This is a genomic window from Microbacterium sp. EST19A (genome assembly GCF_019969685.1).
GTDB lineage: Bacteria > Actinomycetota > Actinomycetes > Actinomycetales > Microbacteriaceae > Microbacterium.
The window spans coordinates 1,478,585-1,493,579 of the sequence record NZ_JAHXYZ010000002.1; the positions used below are offsets into that span (position 1 = coordinate 1,478,585).

At 68.8% G+C, this 14,995-nt stretch carries 16 protein-coding genes and 3 tRNA genes; 12 read left to right on the plus strand and 7 right to left on the minus strand.

What is annotated here, in order from left to right:
- The first annotated feature begins 40 nt into the window (after positions 1-40).
- Both LC452_RS17175 and ppa read left to right on the plus strand, forming a co-directional pair.
- Complete coding sequence (locus LC452_RS17175) at positions 41-742, plus strand: TMEM175 family protein (protein WP_223627438.1); 702 nt, start codon at positions 41-43, stop codon at positions 740-742.
- Positions 743-784: 42 nt separating this feature from the next.
- A complete protein-coding gene (gene ppa, locus LC452_RS17180; protein ID WP_223627440.1) occupies positions 785-1,276 on the plus strand; it encodes an inorganic diphosphatase in 492 nt (163 codons plus the stop codon).
- A gap of 76 nt (positions 1,277-1,352) precedes the next feature.
- Here ppa and LC452_RS17185 read toward each other — a convergent pair whose 3' ends face one another.
- A complete protein-coding gene (locus LC452_RS17185) occupies positions 1,353-2,702 on the minus strand; it encodes a M23 family metallopeptidase (RefSeq protein WP_223627442.1) in 1,350 nt (449 codons plus the stop codon).
- A gap of 210 nt (positions 2,703-2,912) precedes the next feature.
- On the opposite strand from LC452_RS17185, the gene LC452_RS17190 reads away from it, so the two are divergent.
- The 3 genes from LC452_RS17190 (at position 2,913) to LC452_RS17200 (ending at position 3,230) form a co-directional block, all read left to right on the plus strand.
- Positions 2,913-2,985: transfer RNA gene (locus tag LC452_RS17190), tRNA-Glu, on the plus strand.
- A gap of 29 nt (positions 2,986-3,014) precedes the next feature.
- Positions 3,015-3,088, plus strand: a tRNA-Asp gene (locus tag LC452_RS17195).
- A gap of 69 nt (positions 3,089-3,157) precedes the next feature.
- A tRNA-Phe gene (locus LC452_RS17200) sits at positions 3,158-3,230 on the plus strand.
- An 86-nt stretch (positions 3,231-3,316) separates the two neighbouring features.
- On the opposite strand, the gene LC452_RS17205 is transcribed toward LC452_RS17200, so the two are convergent.
- Positions 3,317-3,775, minus strand: coding sequence for an Lrp/AsnC family transcriptional regulator (locus LC452_RS17205; RefSeq protein ID WP_223627713.1), 459 nt, complete (start codon positions 3,773-3,775; stop codon positions 3,317-3,319).
- Positions 3,776-3,864: 89 nt separating this feature from the next.
- On the opposite strand from LC452_RS17205, the gene LC452_RS17210 reads away from it, so the two are divergent.
- Positions 3,865-4,500, plus strand: coding sequence for a LysE family translocator (locus tag LC452_RS17210; RefSeq protein ID WP_223627444.1), 636 nt, complete (start codon positions 3,865-3,867; stop codon positions 4,498-4,500).
- Positions 4,497-5,285 (plus strand): thioesterase family protein, encoded by a 789-nt coding sequence (locus LC452_RS17215; protein ID WP_223627446.1) that lies wholly within the window; start codon positions 4,497-4,499, stop codon positions 5,283-5,285. The genes LC452_RS17210 and LC452_RS17215 overlap by 4 nt, the downstream gene beginning before the upstream one ends.
- Before the next feature lie 24 nt (positions 5,286-5,309).
- Here LC452_RS17215 and LC452_RS17220 read toward each other — a convergent pair whose 3' ends face one another.
- Positions 5,310-5,987 carry a Type 1 glutamine amidotransferase-like domain-containing protein gene (locus LC452_RS17220; protein WP_223627448.1) on the minus strand — a complete coding sequence of 226 codons (678 nt, stop codon included), beginning with the start codon at positions 5,985-5,987 and terminating at the stop codon, positions 5,310-5,312.
- Positions 5,988-6,089: 102 nt separating this feature from the next.
- Here LC452_RS17220 and LC452_RS17225 point away from each other — a divergent pair, with 102 nt between their 5' ends.
- Genes LC452_RS17225 through LC452_RS17235 form a run of 3 tightly spaced genes read left to right on the plus strand, consistent with a single transcriptional unit; the run spans position 6,090 to position 7,177 of the window.
- Positions 6,090-6,482, plus strand: a complete 393-nt coding sequence (locus tag LC452_RS17225) for a hypothetical protein (protein WP_223627450.1) — start codon at positions 6,090-6,092, stop codon at positions 6,480-6,482.
- Between the two features lie 5 nt (positions 6,483-6,487).
- Positions 6,488-6,805 carry a hypothetical protein gene (locus LC452_RS17230; RefSeq protein WP_223627452.1) on the plus strand — a complete coding sequence of 106 codons (318 nt, stop codon included), beginning with the start codon at positions 6,488-6,490 and terminating at the stop codon, positions 6,803-6,805.
- Between the two features lie 9 nt (positions 6,806-6,814).
- A complete protein-coding gene (locus tag LC452_RS17235) occupies positions 6,815-7,177 on the plus strand; it encodes a bleomycin resistance protein (protein WP_223627454.1) in 363 nt (120 codons plus the stop codon).
- Here the strand turns inward: LC452_RS17235 and LC452_RS17240 are convergent.
- The 4 genes from LC452_RS17240 to LC452_RS17255 form a co-directional block, all read right to left on the minus strand.
- The gene (locus tag LC452_RS17240; RefSeq protein ID WP_223627456.1) at positions 7,164-10,214 is read right to left on the minus strand and encodes a hypothetical protein; all 3,051 of its coding nucleotides are present in this window, start codon (positions 10,212-10,214) and stop codon (positions 7,164-7,166) included. The two genes, LC452_RS17235 and LC452_RS17240, sit on opposite strands and share 14 nt — an antisense overlap.
- Before the next feature lie 60 nt (positions 10,215-10,274).
- The gene (locus LC452_RS17245) at positions 10,275-11,120 is read right to left on the minus strand and encodes a transposase (RefSeq protein WP_223627458.1); all 846 of its coding nucleotides are present in this window, start codon (positions 11,118-11,120) and stop codon (positions 10,275-10,277) included.
- A gap of 50 nt (positions 11,121-11,170) precedes the next feature.
- A complete protein-coding gene (locus tag LC452_RS17250; protein ID WP_223627714.1) occupies positions 11,171-12,457 on the minus strand; it encodes a VCBS repeat domain-containing M23 family metallopeptidase in 1,287 nt (428 codons plus the stop codon).
- Positions 12,458-12,596: 139 nt separating this feature from the next.
- Positions 12,597-12,878 carry a hypothetical protein gene (locus tag LC452_RS17255; RefSeq protein ID WP_223627460.1) on the minus strand — a complete coding sequence of 94 codons (282 nt, stop codon included), beginning with the start codon at positions 12,876-12,878 and terminating at the stop codon, positions 12,597-12,599.
- Positions 12,879-13,015: 137 nt separating this feature from the next.
- On the opposite strand from LC452_RS17255, the gene LC452_RS17260 reads away from it, so the two are divergent.
- Entirely contained in the window at positions 13,016-13,321 is a 306-nt protein-coding gene (locus tag LC452_RS17260; protein ID WP_223627462.1) for a hypothetical protein, read from the plus strand.
- Positions 13,322-13,563: 242 nt separating this feature from the next.
- A complete protein-coding gene (locus LC452_RS17265; protein WP_223627464.1) occupies positions 13,564-14,943 on the plus strand; it encodes a cell division initiation protein in 1,380 nt (459 codons plus the stop codon).
- Positions 14,944-14,995: the final 52 nt, after the last annotated feature.

Consider the following 14,995-nt stretch of genomic DNA (forward strand, 5'->3'; position numbering starts at 1 on the left):
GTCCGTCGACCCCGAGCGCCGCGCGGTCTATTCTGGCGCCGTGGCAGATCGCAGGAGCGGGCAGCAGTTCTCGACCGAGAGGTTCAAGGCGTTCGCCGACGCCGTCGTCGCGATCGCGATGACGCTGTTGATCCTTCCGCTGCTGGAGTCGGTGTCGGATGCCGCCTCCAAGCATGTGAGCACCGGCGAGTTCCTCGCGGAGGAATGGGGACAGCTGTTCAGCTTCGCGCTCAGCTTCCTGCTGATCGCGAACTTCTGGATGGAGCACCACAACCAGTACACCGCGGTCAGGGCAGTCACCCCCATGCTGCTGTGGATCAACATCGCGTGGCTGGCGACCATCGTGTGGCTGCCGGTGCCGACGGCGATGCTCGGCCAGATGGACACCGACCCGCTGCAGGAGGTCGTCTACATCGGCACGCTGATCCTCACGCAGATCACCACCTTCGCGGCGAAGCTCTACCTGCTGCGGCATCCGGACCTCACCACCGCGCCCGCATCGCGGATCCGGTTGGACATCGCCGGTGACGTCGCGTCGATCATCCTCTTCGCGGCGGCGCTGGCGATCGCCGTCTCCATCGGCGGCAAAGGGTACTTCGCGCTGCTGCTCCTGCTGCTCACGGGCGTATTCGCGAAGCTGCTGTATCGGATCTGGATGCGGGCTTCGCCGCGTCAGGCCGATGACACGGTCGATGAGGCGTCCGGAGACGGCGAGCCGGAGAAGCCGGCGACGCGCGGGTAGGCTGGTCCGCGGCATCCACCCGTCTTTCTGAGGAGCACACGCATGGGCGCACACGACGCCGTCATCGAGATCCCGCGCGGCAGCCGCGTGAAGTACGAAGTCGACCACGAGACCGGGCGAGTGCACCTCGACCGCGTGCTCTACACGACGTTCGGCTACCCGGCCGACTACGGCTACTTCGACAACACCCTCGGCGAGGACGGCGACCCGCTCGACGTGCTCGTGCTCCTCGACCACGCCATCTACCCCGGTGTCGTCGTCGAGGTGCGTCCGGTGGCCGTGCTGAAGATGAGCGACGAGGCCGGCGGAGACGACAAGCTCGTCGCCGTGCTGTCGAAGGACCCGCGCTGGGCGCACATCCAGGACATCGACGACATCGCCGAGTACACGAAGAAGGAGATCGCGCACTTCTTCGAGCACTACAAGGACCTCGAGCCCAACAAGTGGGTCAAGGTCGACGAGTGGGGGAACGCGGCGGAGGCGCAGCGCATCCTCGACGAGGCGATCGTCCGCGCAGCCGAGCAGGGTCACTGACCGCGACGCATCCCGTAGACACGAAGACCCCCGACCGCTCAGCGGTCGGGGGTCTTCTGCATGTCGGTGGGGTCGGTCAGACCCAGATGTTCCGATCGGCGAGGAAGTTGATCGGGTTGGTGTACTGGCCGTTGATGTAGACCTCGAAGTGGAGGTGGCATCCGAACGAGCCGCCGGTGTTCCCGGCGTAGGCGATGACCTGTCCGGCGTTGACCCACTGGCCGTGACGGACGGCGAATCCGCCGGGCTTGATGTGCGCGTAGCCGGTGCCGACGCCGCTGCCGTGCTGGATGCGGATGTAGTTGCCGTAGCCGCCGTTGGGGCCGACGTAGTCGACGGTTCCGCCGTAGGCCGCGTAGATCGCGGCGCCGCAGCCGTTGGCGAGGTCGACGCCGTAGTGCCAGCTCGTCGAGCAGCCGCGCGAGTTGCACTGCTGCGACCGCGGACCGTAGCCGGAGCTGCGGTGGCCGCCGTGCGGACGCACCCAGCCTCCGGTGCCGGGTGTCCCGCCGCCGCCGCTGTTGCCACCGGCGTTGGCCGCGGCTTCTGCGGCTTCGCGCTCCCTGCGAGCCTTGGCCTCGGCCTCGACACCGGCCTGGTATCCGGCGACCGTCGTGGCGGTGGTGTCCTTGAGGGCGGCGAGCTGCGCCTGCATCGTCCCGAGGTACGTCGACTGCTCGTCGAGCGCGGCCTGAGCGGCATCGGCGGCCGCCTGGGCCGCCTGCATCTTCTCTTCCGCGATCTGCTGCAGACGGTCGCGCTCGTTGCGGGCGACGACCGCCTGGTCGCTGAGCGACTGCGCGGAGTTGCGGGCGGCGACCGCGTCGTCGTACACCGACTGGTTGTACTCGAGGAGCTTGTCCATCGTGCCGAGCCGGGCGAGGAGCTGGTCGGCGTTGTCGGCGGATCCGGCGAAGAAGAGCTCGAGGGAGGTGTCGTCGCCGCCGTTGCGGTAGAGCTGAGCGGCGACCTGTCCGGCCTTGCGCGCGGACGCGTCGGCGACGGCGGCCTGCTCGTCGGCCTTGGACTGCAGCGTCTCGGCTTCGGCGATCGCGGCGAAGTAGGCCTGCTGTGCGGCGTAGAACTCGTCGGAGGCGACCTGTGCGGCAGCCTGCGTCTCGGCGACCTTCTGCGTCAGCGCTGCGATGAGGCCTTCGATACGCGTGACCTCGGCAGCCGCAGCCGCCTCGTTCTGCTTGGCCTTCTGCACGTCGTCCCAGCTGGGGTACGACGCGGCGTAGGCGGCCGAGACTCCGGACGTGAGACCGAACGCGCTGAGCGCGACGACGCTGAGCGCACCGAGACCGAGGGCCCCGCGGCGGCTGATCCCGCTCTTCGCGAGGGCGCGACTCTCCGTCGGGCTGGGTGCACAGCCGCATTCCGCGGATGCCGCCTCAGCAGCATCCAGCGTGTTCCTGTCGTTCACTCGGCCCCTTCCGCCGGTTTCACACATGTCACACTAACAACAACATTCACATCTGCAACAGGGTGAAGATACGGATGCCACGGCACGCCTGACGTGTCCATCGTCCTCCCGATCAGCCGTTCGACGAAGCCGCCGCGCCCTCGATTCGCGATTTGCTCAGAACATCCCTTATGCTTGAGCGTCGGCAAGGAAGTCCCCCGGGACTGACTCGGCCCCATCGTTTAGCGGCCTAGGACGCCGCCCTTTCACGGCGGTAGCACGGGTTCGAATCCCGTTGGGGTCACTCCATCCGATACAATTGAAAACAAGTATGGCCCTGTAGCGCAGTTGGTTAGCGTGCCGCCCTGTCACGGCGGAGGTCGCGGGTTCAAGTCCCGTCAGGGTCGCTCCATGCGATGAGCTCTTTCTTCGGAGGGGGCTCTTCGTCTAGGACGCGACAGGTTCGCCGGTCGCACGGCTCTGTAGCTCAGTTGGTAGAGCGCACGACTGAAAATCGTGAGGTCACGGGATCGACGCCCGTCGGAGCCACAGGGTGATCATTACAATCACCTTAGAAACCCTCGCCTAGCTTCTACATGGCGGGGGTTTTGCCTTTCCCTCAGCAACCGGCGCCGTCATCCCTCGAGCGGGAGCGCCCGTTCATCGACGATCGTCCGCATGACGAGCGTGGTGATCAGCCGTTGCACGCCGTGCAGCGCGCTCAGCTTCTCGTCGTAGATCTGCTGGAAGTGGTCGAGATCCCGTGCGACGACGCGCAGGAGATAGTCCGGTTCACCGAAGAGCCGATCAGCGTCGAGGATGTAGGGGATCTCCGCGACGGCGGCCTCGAAGGCCGCGATCACGTCGCGAGTGGACTCCCTCATCGTGACGAAGACGAGCGTCTGAAAACTGAAGCCGACGGCGCTCGGGTTCAGCGTCGCCCGGTAGCCGGTGATCACGCCGTCCCTTTCGAGTTCCCGCAGTCGTCGATGACAGGGCGAGACGGTCAGCTGCACCCGCTCGGCCAGTTCGGTGAGTGTCTGCCGTCCATCGCGCTGCAGTTCAGCAAGAATCTTCCTGTCCGTGGCATCCATGCAGTGATTCTTCCACTGCAAAGTGTTTTCTGCGAAGAACTTGGAAGCACATTGCGGAAGTTCGTGAATAGCCTTGCTCACGTGAACCGATGCACAGAAGTCTCGACATGACGCCCGCGTCGATCCTCGCGTTCTGGGGCGTCTCGGCGATTTTCGTGGTGACCCCCGGCGCGGACTGGGCCTATGGGATCTCCGCCGGGCTGCAGCGTCGGGTCTTCCCCGCTGTGTGGGGACTCCTGACCGGACATGTCGTCGCCACGCTGATCGTCGCCGCGGGTGTCGGAACGCTGATCACCAGCATTCCCGGAGCTCTCACGGCACTCACGCTCGCCGGATCGGCGTATCTGATCTGGCTTGGCGTCTCCACCCTGCGCCATCCCTCGGCCGTGCAGGTCGGTGGCGATCCGTCTTCCGAGTCCGCGTGGCGCTGGTGGGCGAAAGGATTCGGCGTGAGCGGGTTGAACCCGAAGGTCTTCCTGCTCTTCCTCGCGGTGCTTCCGCTGTTCACGGATCCCGACACGTCGTGGCCGCTCGCGGTGCAGATCATCGTGCTGGGACTCGTGCATGTGGCAAGCTGCGCCGTGATGTACATCGTCGTGGGCTTCGGAGCCGACCACCTGCTCCGCGCTCGGCCCGCCGCCGCCCGGATCGTCAGCCGTACCTCCGGCATCGCGATGATCGCGATCGGGCTCTTCCTCATGATCGAGAGGCTCCTGAACCTGTGACAGTCACCGACGAGACGGCCGCGTACTTCCATCGCATCGACACGACCAGGTTCCGCCCGACATCTGCCGTGCAGGGCGCCTGGAACACGCGCGAACAGCACATCGCGCCGACGCTGGGCCTCCTCACGCATCTCCTCGAGACGGATCACCGCTCTCGAAACGCGTCGCCGCTCGATCTCGCTCGCGTGTCATTCGACATCCTCGGCGTTCTGGGCTTCGATGAGATGGAGAGCTCGGCGCGCGTCATCCGATCCGGGAGGACCATCGAACTCCTCGAGGTCACCCTCAGCCAGGGCGGACGCACGGCGGTGATCGCCCGCGGATGGTTCCTCGATTCGTCCGACACTGCCGGAGTCGAGGGCAGTAGCCTTCCTCCGATGCCGCCCCGCGAGATCCCGGCCCCCTGGCGTGCCTCCGGGATCTGGCCCGGAGAATTCGTCACGACCGTCGAGATCCGGCGGCACGAGGACCAGCCTGGACGCGCGCAGTCCTGGTTGCGTCCGCAGCTGCCGCTGCTCCGCGGCGAGTCCACCAGCTCCAGGGCGCGCCTCCTGGGCGTCGTCGACATCACCAACGGGATCACCCCGCGCAACTCCCCGGACGAACTCGCGTTCCCGAACGTCGATCTGACCGCGTACCTTTTCCGCGCGCCCGAGACGGAATGGATCGGATTCGACACCACCGTCAGCTACGGACCGCTCGGGCACGGACTGACCCATACGGTCATTCACGACGAACGGGGGCCGATCGGCACGGTGGCGCAGATGCTCACCCTGCGCGGCTGAGTCTCCCGGGACTCTTCCGTCCGCTCAGCTCTCCCCGGGGATCGCGAACCAGTTCCCCTCGGAGATGACGCGCACACTGCCGTCCACGACCGCGATCGCCGTCTGGTCGTCGATCGCATACGCCGGTCCCCCGATGTCGGCGCCCCATTCCCGCGCGCTCTCCGAGGTGTTGGACTCCCAGCCGGGATAGTCGAGGTGCGGAAAGATCGAGAAGTCCACGATGCCGAGCGTCTCGTCGCCGTCCTCCGGCCGCCAGTCCACGAACGCCGCGCCGATTCGGGGCGTCAGCGCCATGCTGCCCCCGCTGACTCCGACCCAGACGGTGTCGGTGAGCTCCGGCAGGAGTCTCTCGAGTCCCGACTCCCGAATCCAGTGGGCGAGGTACATCGCCTCTCCGCCCTCCACGAGAAGCACATCGGCCTCCCGCACCCAGGGCTCCCACCGATCACGGTCCACAGTCGGCAGAGCGGTCAGCTCGAGCAGCCCCACCGACTCCCACCCCAGCTCGACCAGATCATGCCGCTCCGGCCAGCGACCGGCGACCGACCTCCAGGCCGAGAACGGCGAGCACATCGGGTGGCCCCACTGCGCCGTCGGGATGATCAGTGCCGTGCACTCCTCGATCGGCTTGCCGAGGAGCTCGACCAGTTCGTTGCGGATGGAGTCGTTCGTCACCCCACCTGAGGTCAGCAGCAGCTTCATGATCGCTCCCTTCGACGGAACCCTCATTCTCGCGTTCCCGCGCACACGATCGATAGGGTGAATCGATTCCGCCGCGTGACACCCTCGAGCACTGGAGCACACATGACCCGCACCAACCGGCCCGTCGGGGTCACGATCGTCGCCGTCCTGCTGATCGTCACCGGGATCCTGGGCCTGATCGCCGGCATCCTCGCCATCGTCGCGGCGCTCGCCGGCGCGGGAGCGCCCGGGCATCTCGTCATCCTCGCCATCCTCGCCATCCTGGCCGCGGTGCTGAACCTCGTCTTCGCGGCCGGGATCCTGCGGGGCAATCGCGTCGCCCGTCTGATCGTCACGATCGTGCAGGTCATCAGCGTGCTCGGAGCCGTGGCGTCGCTCGCGACCTCCCCGGCCGCCGAGTCGGTCTGGGGTCACATCCTCAACATCGCCGCGCCCGTGGTGATCATCCTGCTGCTGTGGGCCGGCGAGAAGACGAAGGCGTTCTTCGCGCGGTAATCGTGATGACCCCTGAGACCCCTGCCCGCCGCATCGAGCTGACCATGCACAAGCCGTGGTTCGCGCTGTATGCCGGCATCCGCCCCACCCTCGTGATCGCCGGACGCGGGCAGCCCACGCAGTGGGGAATCGGCACCTGGCAGGTTCCCGCCGACGACGCAGCGGTCCTCGGCGTCTTCCTCTTCAACCGGATGTGGCGGTTCGGTCAGGCGGAGCACACGCTGGCGCCCGACGACACCGCGCTCGAATACCGGGCACCCGCTCTGCCGTTCCTGCCCGGACGGATCCGCCCGACATCCCCCTCGCGGGCACCGCGCGCCTAGGATGCCGAAATGGCCCCCGACCGCGCACTCCCGAATCTGCCCTCGAGCGACTTCGACGTCACGCAGCGCTTCTACGAGAGCTTCGGCTTCCGGCCGACGTTCCGCGATGACGGCTGGATGATCCTGCGGCGGGGCGACGTCGAGATCGAGTTCTTCCCGCACCCCGACGTCGATCCTCTGACGAGCAGCCACCAGTGCACGATCCGGGTCGATGACCTGGACGAGCTGTGGCAGGCGATCCACGCGACGGGCGTGCCCGTCGCCCGCAGCGGCCGACCGCGCCTGCACGAGCCTCGTGTCGAGAGCTCCGGCCTGCGGATCGGCTACCTCGTCGACACCGACGGCACGCAGCTCACGCTCATCCAGAACTAGGCACGGCGTCCCGCCGCCCCGGCACCCGCCGGCCGACGAAGAGCAGGCCGAATCCGACCGCGGCCAGCACTATGCCCGCGCCGGCGACGACCCACGCGCTCGACGCGGGGATGTCGAGGTACACGGTGATGCCGAGGATCCGCGACAGACCCCACGGGAGCAGACCCATCTGATCGTTCCAGGCGGTGAGGGCTCGTTCGAGTCCGATCGACGCCACGACCGCCGCCGGCACGGCGAGCCCGGCACCGATCGCGGCGAGCACCGCGCCGGTCGCCCGCCTCGCGCCGATGCGACCGGCGAGCGCCCAGCCGATCGCGACGAACAGCCAGACGAACAGCGCGAAGGCCACGGCGATGTACAGCGTGCGCCGCAGCGGGTCGGTCCAGAACGCGAACCAGTACCCGCCCGGCCCCGTGAACGAGAGCGCCGCGAGCACGAGCGCGCAGCGGAGCACCACGACGCCGCCGATCGTGGCGAGCACCGCCCAGCCCCAGCGGCCGCGGAACAGCAGGAGCAGCAGGGCGACGAAGACCGCCCACGCCCCGAGGGTGACGGCGAGATGCGTCCACGAGAGGAACGAGGTCTGCACGGCTCGGGTGGCGACCAGCAGCGCGCCCGGAACCAGCCCGAGCAGCACATGGTCGGCGCGCAGCATCCCGAGCGTGGATTCCCCCGCCCGCCACGGACGCGTCGCGCTGACCCACGTCGCCCGCGCCGCCATGGCTCCGGGGCGGCGGACCAGGCGCGTGCGCGCCGACAGGATGCCGATCAGCACCCACGCCGCGGTGAGCGCCAGCAGACCCCGGGCGAGCCACGCCATCGCGAGGTCGCGGTCGCCGCGCTCGACGCCCAGCTCCGCGGCGGTGAGGTTGTACGCCGGATGATTTACGTCGCCCTCGTAGGCGGCGACGTGGGCCGCGGCCTGCGCCGTGTAGGCGTCGCGGGCGGTGCGCCACGCGGTGTAGGACTCCGCCGACCCGGTGTCGTGCCACGCGGCCTGCTGCAGGATCATCGCCCGGTAGGACCCGAGGAGATCGAGGGTGTCCTGCTCGTACTCGAGGCTGCCGAGGAAATCCTCGCGGAGGCTCTCGTCGCGCCAGGTCGACGGGTCGGTGCCCTCGATCAGCGCACGCATCCGCTCCACGGTGTCGGAGGCGACAGCGCCGCCCTCCACCGCCTCATCGAACCTGTCGCGGGAGATCGTGTAGACCACGTCGAGCACGGCCGAGTCGCCGGTGAGGATGTCCCACTCGAAGATCCACATCATGGGCGGAGGTTCGAGCCCGATCGCGGACACGCGCTGCTCGGCGAACGGCGGCAGGTACAGCCCCTGCTCGATCGCGGTCCGGGACAGAGCCATCGCCTCGGCGATCGCCTGCACCGTCTCCGGGTCGTCGGAGAACCACTCCCTCGCCCATCCCGCCGTGATCCCTGCCGGATCGGCATCCGGATTCCTCGCCAGGTCGACGGCCAGCTGAGAGTTCAGGTCGGCGAGCTGCCAGAAGCCCGCCTTGCCGTAGAGGATCATCGGGCCGGCCCGCCACGGCCCGCCGTCCTGGGCCCATGCCCAGACGCCCTCGATGCGGTCGTTCGACGCGAGCAGCTCCTGCAGCGCCCAGGCGTACTCCGCCCCGAGATCGTTGGGGAACGCCCCGTTGTTCTCGAACTCCCGTCGGCTCTGGAGCTCGACGATGCGCCGCTGGTCGCCCTGCTGCAGGGTGTCGTTCAGCGGCAGCCAGCTGTAGAAGTCCCCCAGCGTGTACTTCGTCGACACGATGAGCGCGGGCGAGTCGATGCCGCCGAGCACCGCCTCGTACGAGTCGGCGTTCGTGTGCATGTCGCCCACGGCTCCGACGCCCACGCTCCAGGTGCGGAAGATCACCTCGCGCCCGGACTCCTCCGCCTGTCCGGTGAGCGCGGTGAGCATCGCGCGCACCGCTTCGGGTGTGGTCACGGCCAGCGCCGAGTAGTAGTCCCACCCCTCGACGTCGTACACGCGACCTGCCTCGCCGATGCGGATGAGCACTCCGTCGAGGGCGGGTTCCGCGGCGTACAGCTCGTCGAGGCCTGTGGCGTAGACGTCCCAGAGCTCCGGCGAGGTGGTGTCGAGCGAGCCGAAGCGGTCGTTGAGGTACGTCTCGAGCGGAGAGGTGAGCGTGAGCATGTCGGTGCGCAGGAACACCTTCATCCCGAGCTCCTCGGCGCGGTCCCAGAACGGGCCGAAGGCCTCCCGCAGCGCGAGCGCCTTGGCCACGTGCGTGTCATCGTCCGCATAGACACCGTCGACGCCCTCGAAGGCCACGAACTCGACGAAGCCGGGGAACGCGATGGCGTTGTATCCGTCGGCGATGACGCGGCGCAGGTAGTCGTCGTAGTCCTCGTACGCCGCGGCGAGCGCCTGCTCGTCGATGTACGGCGCCTCGGGCAGGAACACATCCGCGAAGGCCTTGGACGCGTGCGAGTAGTCGGTTCCCGGCAGCCATTCCGCCGGATCGGCCGCGACCCCGACGGCGCCGAGGTCGACCATCCGGAACGGGAGGCGCGACGTCACCGCGGTCTCGAGGTCGGCGGTGATGTCCTTCCCCTGTCGGATCGCGGCGGCGATGTCGTAGATCCCGCGCACCGCGCCCGCCTCGCCGGCCTCGATGCGCAGGGCGTCCGGCGTGCCGGTCAGGAGATAGCCTTCGTCGTCGACCGCGCCCGCAAGAGGCTGCACGAGCAGGAGGGTCAGGGTGGCGGTGCCCACGGTCTCGACCCCGGACAGCGCCGCATCGAGCTCTTCGGCGGCGACGCGCAGCCGCTCCGTTCCGTCGGCGCCGACGACCGTGAGCTGCGGAGGTGGAACGGATGCCGACACCGACGCGACCGCGCGCGACTCGCCGCCCATCCGCTCGGCGGGCTGCGCCCGGATCCCGAGCGCGTCTCCCACGACCACTCCGACGCCGGCTCCCGCGGCCAGCAGCACGACGACGACGACCAGGGCGAGGGTGCCACGGACGCGTGCCGACTTCGCCCGCACGGCCGTCTTCGCTCGCATGGAGGAACTCTATCGACGTCTGGGGACGGTCAGATCCACCGTGTCCGAGCTCTGCGCCGGCTAGAGCTCCTCGAGGGCGCGCCGCGCGTCTTCGACCTCGTCCGCCGCGGCATCCGCCTGCTCTGCGGCCTTCGCCCGCTGCGCCTCGACGTCGGGCTTGTCGGCCTGCACGCGCTCCGCCTCCTTCTGCAGCTTCCCCAGCCGGGACTCGAGGTCGGCCACCTCGTCGGAAAGCTCCGCGGCCCGCGTCTCCAGTGCGTCCAGCGCCTTGTCCTGCTTCGCGAGCTCGCGCTCCGCCGTGACGAGACCCTTCTCGGCGGCGGCGACCCGCTTCTCTGCCTCTCGGCGCACGCGCCGGGCCTGCAGCTCGTCCGCGGGTCGAGCAGGTGCCGGGTCGAGTGCGGTGATCTCCCCCGCCACGGCCTCCCGGACATCGTCCTCACTGCCCGTGGGCTCGAGCGCCCGCACGAGCCGCCCGGATGCGACGGCCGCGGCGGCACCGGGGTCGAAGAACGCGGCCGAGATGGTCTGCTCGACCGCTTCGAGGGTCGCCGGCGTGATCCGCTCTCCCCGAGACCCTGCCAGGTCGGCGGCCATCTCGGCCAGTCTGCGGGTGAGCTGACGGCGCTCCCTGCCGAGCTTCGCCAGCGCCGTGGCATCCAGATCATCCTGTGCCTCGCGGAGTTCCGCGGCGAGCTGCAGCGCCTGGTCCAGCTGGCCGGAGCGCTCCTGGGCGAAGACGTTCACGACCCATGCGGCGATGGACGGTTTGCGCAGAGCGCGGATCCGGGCGGCGAGCCCGACGTCGCCGACGTCTTTCGCACGGGCGTTGCGCGCGGAGACGAAGTCCTCCGGCGGACCGGCGCAGAGGCCGGCGGCGATCTCCTCGAACGTCGGATCGGGCATGCGCCCACGATACGCGGATGGCCCGGGCACGACGCGGAGGATCGACCCCTCTACTCGATGGTGAGGTAGTCCGCGGCGTCCGCGGCGACGAGACTGCGCGCGCCGAATCCTCCGGTGCCGGTGCCGGGATAGACGAAGATCTCGCCGGCAGGCGTGCGGCCGAGGAGATCGGCCCGCTCGTCACCGTTGTAGTCGACGCCGCCGGTCAGAGCGGTGAACTCCAGCCAGCCCGTTCCCGCTGCGCGTCGCGCGCCGAAGCCGTTGACCACTCCGGGGTAGAAGTAGAGCGTGCCCGTCTCGTCCACGCCCATCAGGTCGCCGCGTCCGTCGTTGTCGAAGTCGCCGCCGACGAGATAGTGGAATCCCTCCCACCCGCCGCCGAGCGTGACGTAGGGCGACGCGAACGCTCCTGCGCCGTTGCCCCGGAAGATGGTCATGACGCCCGTGCCCGCCACGCCGATGACGTCCTGCTTGCCGTCCCCGGTGTAATCCGCTCCCGATGCGATGTGCAGCATGTCGTACCAGCCGCTGCCCGGAGTGGTGGCGTTCAGGAATCCGCCCGTCCCCGTGCCGGCATAGAACTCCAGGGCGCCGTCGGAACGTGCCACCAGGATGTCGGCCTTGTTGTCGCCGTTGAAGTCCGTGTGCGTGACGTGCCGACGGGTGCCCGCCCACCGCACGAACGGCGTCGACGCCGGGTGGAAGGATCCCGTCCCGATGCCGGCACGGAGTCGAAGGTCGCCGTTGCCCGCGACGATCAGCAGGTCGGCCTTGTCATCGCCCGTGTAGTCGGCCGAGGCGACCGCCGAGCCGGGTCCGGTGCCGAGTCCGGGGAAGAACAGGGGGATGAGGTTGCCGCGCGTCACGTTCGAGAGGCACGTGAAGCCGCCGTTGATCGCGGTGTAGATCGTGCCGTTCAGCCGCACTTCGAAGTGCAGATGGAACGCACTGGTCGCCCCGGTCTTTCCCACGACGCCGATCTGCTGACCGCGTGTGACCCGGGTCCCGGGCGGATACCACCCGATGTCGGCCATATGGGCGTACCGCGTGGAGTATCCGCCGGGATGGTCGATGTCGATGTAGTTGCCGTACCCGCTGCTGTACGTGTTCGTCCTGATGACGCCGTCGTACGCCGCGAGGATCGGAGACCCTCCGCCGCCGCCGATGTCGATGCCGTCATGGGCGCGGTAATTGCCGAGGCATCCGTCCCCCACCTTGGACTGGATGTTCCCGGAGGAGGGAAAGACCATCTGGCCGTCGGTCGCCGCCGCGGCCGGACTCCCGCTGGAGAGGGACGGGACGAGCACTCCGACCATCAGTGCCAGTGCGGCGACCATTGCCACGCGCGCAAGACGCCAACGGGATGCTCGCTTCATCTCGAAGTTCTCTCCTGCTCGGTGGCCCCAGGGACGCCGTGTCCTCCGCCGTCACCGTATCAGCGGACACGCCGTCATCCCGGGCTGCCGCACCGTGCCGTCAGAGAAGGTCGTACGCACTGCCGAAGGGCACGATGTCCTGCAGGTCGTCCCGGTGGTCGACCGGAATCGTCTCGACCGAGATCACGATCTGCGTCGCCGCCGACATGAGCACGCTCACCGAGCGGTCGCCCACGACGGCGAACTCGACGAAGCGCGGTCCCGACCGCGCGGCGGACACGATCTCCTCCTTCAGCGCATCGACGTCTTGCCCCGACGCCAGCGTGAAACCGACGTCGTTGACCGCGACATGGGTGCGCACCATGGTCCGCATCTCGCTCATTCCACTCGCCTCCCCGTTCTCCGTCATCCGGCGAAGGTAGTCCCTGTGCATGCTCGCGCAGAAGGGGATTGCGCCCGAGACGAATCGAGGGCATGCACTCGTGCGCGACTGTCTCCCTGCGGGTGTACGGTTCAGTGATGGGCAGACTCCGATACGACGGCACCTCGGATCCGATCCTCATCGAGGATTCGACGCTCGCGCACCTGAAGATCGTGATCGCGACCAAGCTCCGGCGCCAGGAGAGCTTCATGATGACGTGGCTGCCGATCACCGACGGCCCCGACCAGCGCGCGACCGTGTGGATCCACCCGGCCATCCCGCTGCAGTTCGGTTTCGACGCCGCGAGCCCGGCCGCGATCGACCCCCATCTCATCGCCGAGATGATGAAGTCCCTCAACGCCACGGGTGAGCTCGTCCTGGACCATCTGGTCGCGCCGCGCTGACGCACCCCGCCCTGAACGGCGTGCCCGTCGGGTGATCTCCGCGATCGCCGCCGGGCAAAACTGAGCGCGCACGACGCGGCGGACGCAACTAGGCTGGACGCACGCCAACGCTCGGCCTGACCTGCGCCAGGTCTCGGCCGTGGCGTGAGCCCGTACGACCTCCCCCCTCGGTCCACTCGATCCCGTTCGCGGGACGGAGCCGCAGCTCCACGACGTGGCCTCGCCAGAAAGGCTTGAACCTCATGAGCGAATCCTCCGGAAGCACCGACCGCGACGAGCGGTCGCCCGATTTCTTCGATCAGCTGATCGAGACCAATCCGCGCGAACCGCAGGCCGCCTTCACCGTCGGCTTCCGCGGCTACGACAAGGGCGAGGTGGATGCTGCGCTCAGCACCCTCCGCACGCAGCTCGATCAGCTGAAGAACGACCTCGCCGGGACCAAGGCGCACGAGTCCGACGCCGTCGAGGCAGTCCGCGCCGAAGAGCGAGCCGCCCGCGAGGCGCTCGAGGGCGAGCTCAGCGCCGCGTCCGCGAAGGCCTCCGACGCCGAGCAGCAGATCGCGACCCTCACCTCGGAGCTCGTCGACGCGCCGCAGCCCGACGGCAAGGAGGCGCCGTCGCGCCAGCAGTTCGAGGCGATCCTGCGCGTCGCCGAGGAGCAGGCCAACGTCCTGATCCAGAACGCCGCCGTGCAGGCCGACCGGCTGATGACCTCGGCCCGCGAAGAGGTCACCACTCAACGCGCCGAGGCCGAGGCGGACGCCGACCGCATCACCGCCCAGGCGCAGCGCGACGCCGATCAGGTGCGTCTGAAGATGGACACCGAGTACACGGCGCACGAGGCTCGCATCGAGCGCGAAGCCGCGCACGCCGCCGAGAAGGTGAACCAGGCGGCGCAGGAGGCGACCGCGATCCGCACCGAGGCCGAGAAGGGCGCGGCCGCGCTGCGATCCCTCGTCACCCGCGAGACGACGCAGCTGCGCGCGGATGCCGAGCGCGAGGTGCGCGACATGAACGCGCGCGTCCTCGAGTTCGAGGAGACGCTGAGCCGCCGCCAGGACGACGCGCAGCAGGAGTTCCTCGTACTGCACAACCAGGCCGTGGCCCACGCCGAGCGCATCACGACCGACGCCAACGAGCAGGTCGCCGCGTCGCTCGAGCACGCGCAGCGCATCTCGTCCAGGGCGGAGGACTACGAGCACCTGACGCGCTCGCAGGCGCAGGCGATCGAGGCCGACGCGAAGGTGCGCGCCCGCGAGATCCTCGATCGTTCCCGGGTCAAGTCGCAGAAGATCGTCGAGTCGGTCACCGGTCACACCACCGCCGTGCTGCGCGACGCCGAGGACCGCGCCCGTCAGCTGCGCTGGCAGCAGCAGCAGCTGACGAGCTTCATGGCCGAGGTGCGCGAGCTGATCCGTCCCGACGGCATCTTCTCGGATGAGGCCCTGCCGGCCGAGATCGACGGCGATGCTCCGGCCACCGACGCTCCGGCGACCGACGACGCCGCGTCCGGCGCGGAGTTCCTCGGCGACGAGGTCCTCGAGGACGAGCTCGACGACGACCGTCCCCTCGAGAAGATCACGATCGACGTGGTCGACGCCGAGGAGAGCAGCAAGCGCTGACGAGACCCCTGAACCGCCGAGGGCGGCATCCACCGATGATCGGCGGATGCCG

Excerpts from the sequence above, each read along its gene's own strand:
- LC452_RS17205 (WP_223627713.1), bottom strand. The coding sequence starts at position 3,775 with ATGGATGCCACGGACAGGAAGATTCTTGCTGAACTGCAGCGCGATGGA.
- LC452_RS17250 (WP_223627714.1), bottom strand. The coding sequence starts at position 12,457 with ATGGTCGCCGCACTGGCACTGATGGTCGGAGTGCTCGTCCCGTCCCTC.
- LC452_RS17220 (WP_223627448.1), bottom strand. The coding sequence starts at position 5,987 with ATGAAGCTGCTGCTGACCTCAGGTGGGGTGACGAACGACTCCATCCGC.
- LC452_RS17240 (WP_223627456.1), bottom strand. The coding sequence starts at position 10,214 with ATGCGAGCGAAGACGGCCGTGCGGGCGAAGTCGGCACGCGTCCGTGGC.
- LC452_RS17245 (WP_223627458.1), bottom strand. The coding sequence starts at position 11,120 with ATGCCCGATCCGACGTTCGAGGAGATCGCCGCCGGCCTCTGCGCCGGT.
- ppa (WP_223627440.1), top strand. The coding sequence starts at position 785 with ATGGGCGCACACGACGCCGTCATCGAGATCCCGCGCGGCAGCCGCGTG.
- LC452_RS17265 (WP_223627464.1), top strand. The coding sequence starts at position 13,564 with ATGAGCGAATCCTCCGGAAGCACCGACCGCGACGAGCGGTCGCCCGAT.
- LC452_RS17255 (WP_223627460.1), bottom strand. The coding sequence starts at position 12,878 with ATGAGCGAGATGCGGACCATGGTGCGCACCCATGTCGCGGTCAACGAC.
- LC452_RS17230 (WP_223627452.1), top strand. The coding sequence starts at position 6,488 with ATGACCCCTGAGACCCCTGCCCGCCGCATCGAGCTGACCATGCACAAG.
- LC452_RS17225 (WP_223627450.1), top strand. The coding sequence starts at position 6,090 with ATGACCCGCACCAACCGGCCCGTCGGGGTCACGATCGTCGCCGTCCTG.
- LC452_RS17210 (WP_223627444.1), top strand. The coding sequence starts at position 3,865 with ATGCACAGAAGTCTCGACATGACGCCCGCGTCGATCCTCGCGTTCTGG.
- LC452_RS17260 (WP_223627462.1), top strand. The coding sequence starts at position 13,016 with ATGGGCAGACTCCGATACGACGGCACCTCGGATCCGATCCTCATCGAG.
- LC452_RS17235 (WP_223627454.1), top strand. The coding sequence starts at position 6,815 with ATGGCCCCCGACCGCGCACTCCCGAATCTGCCCTCGAGCGACTTCGAC.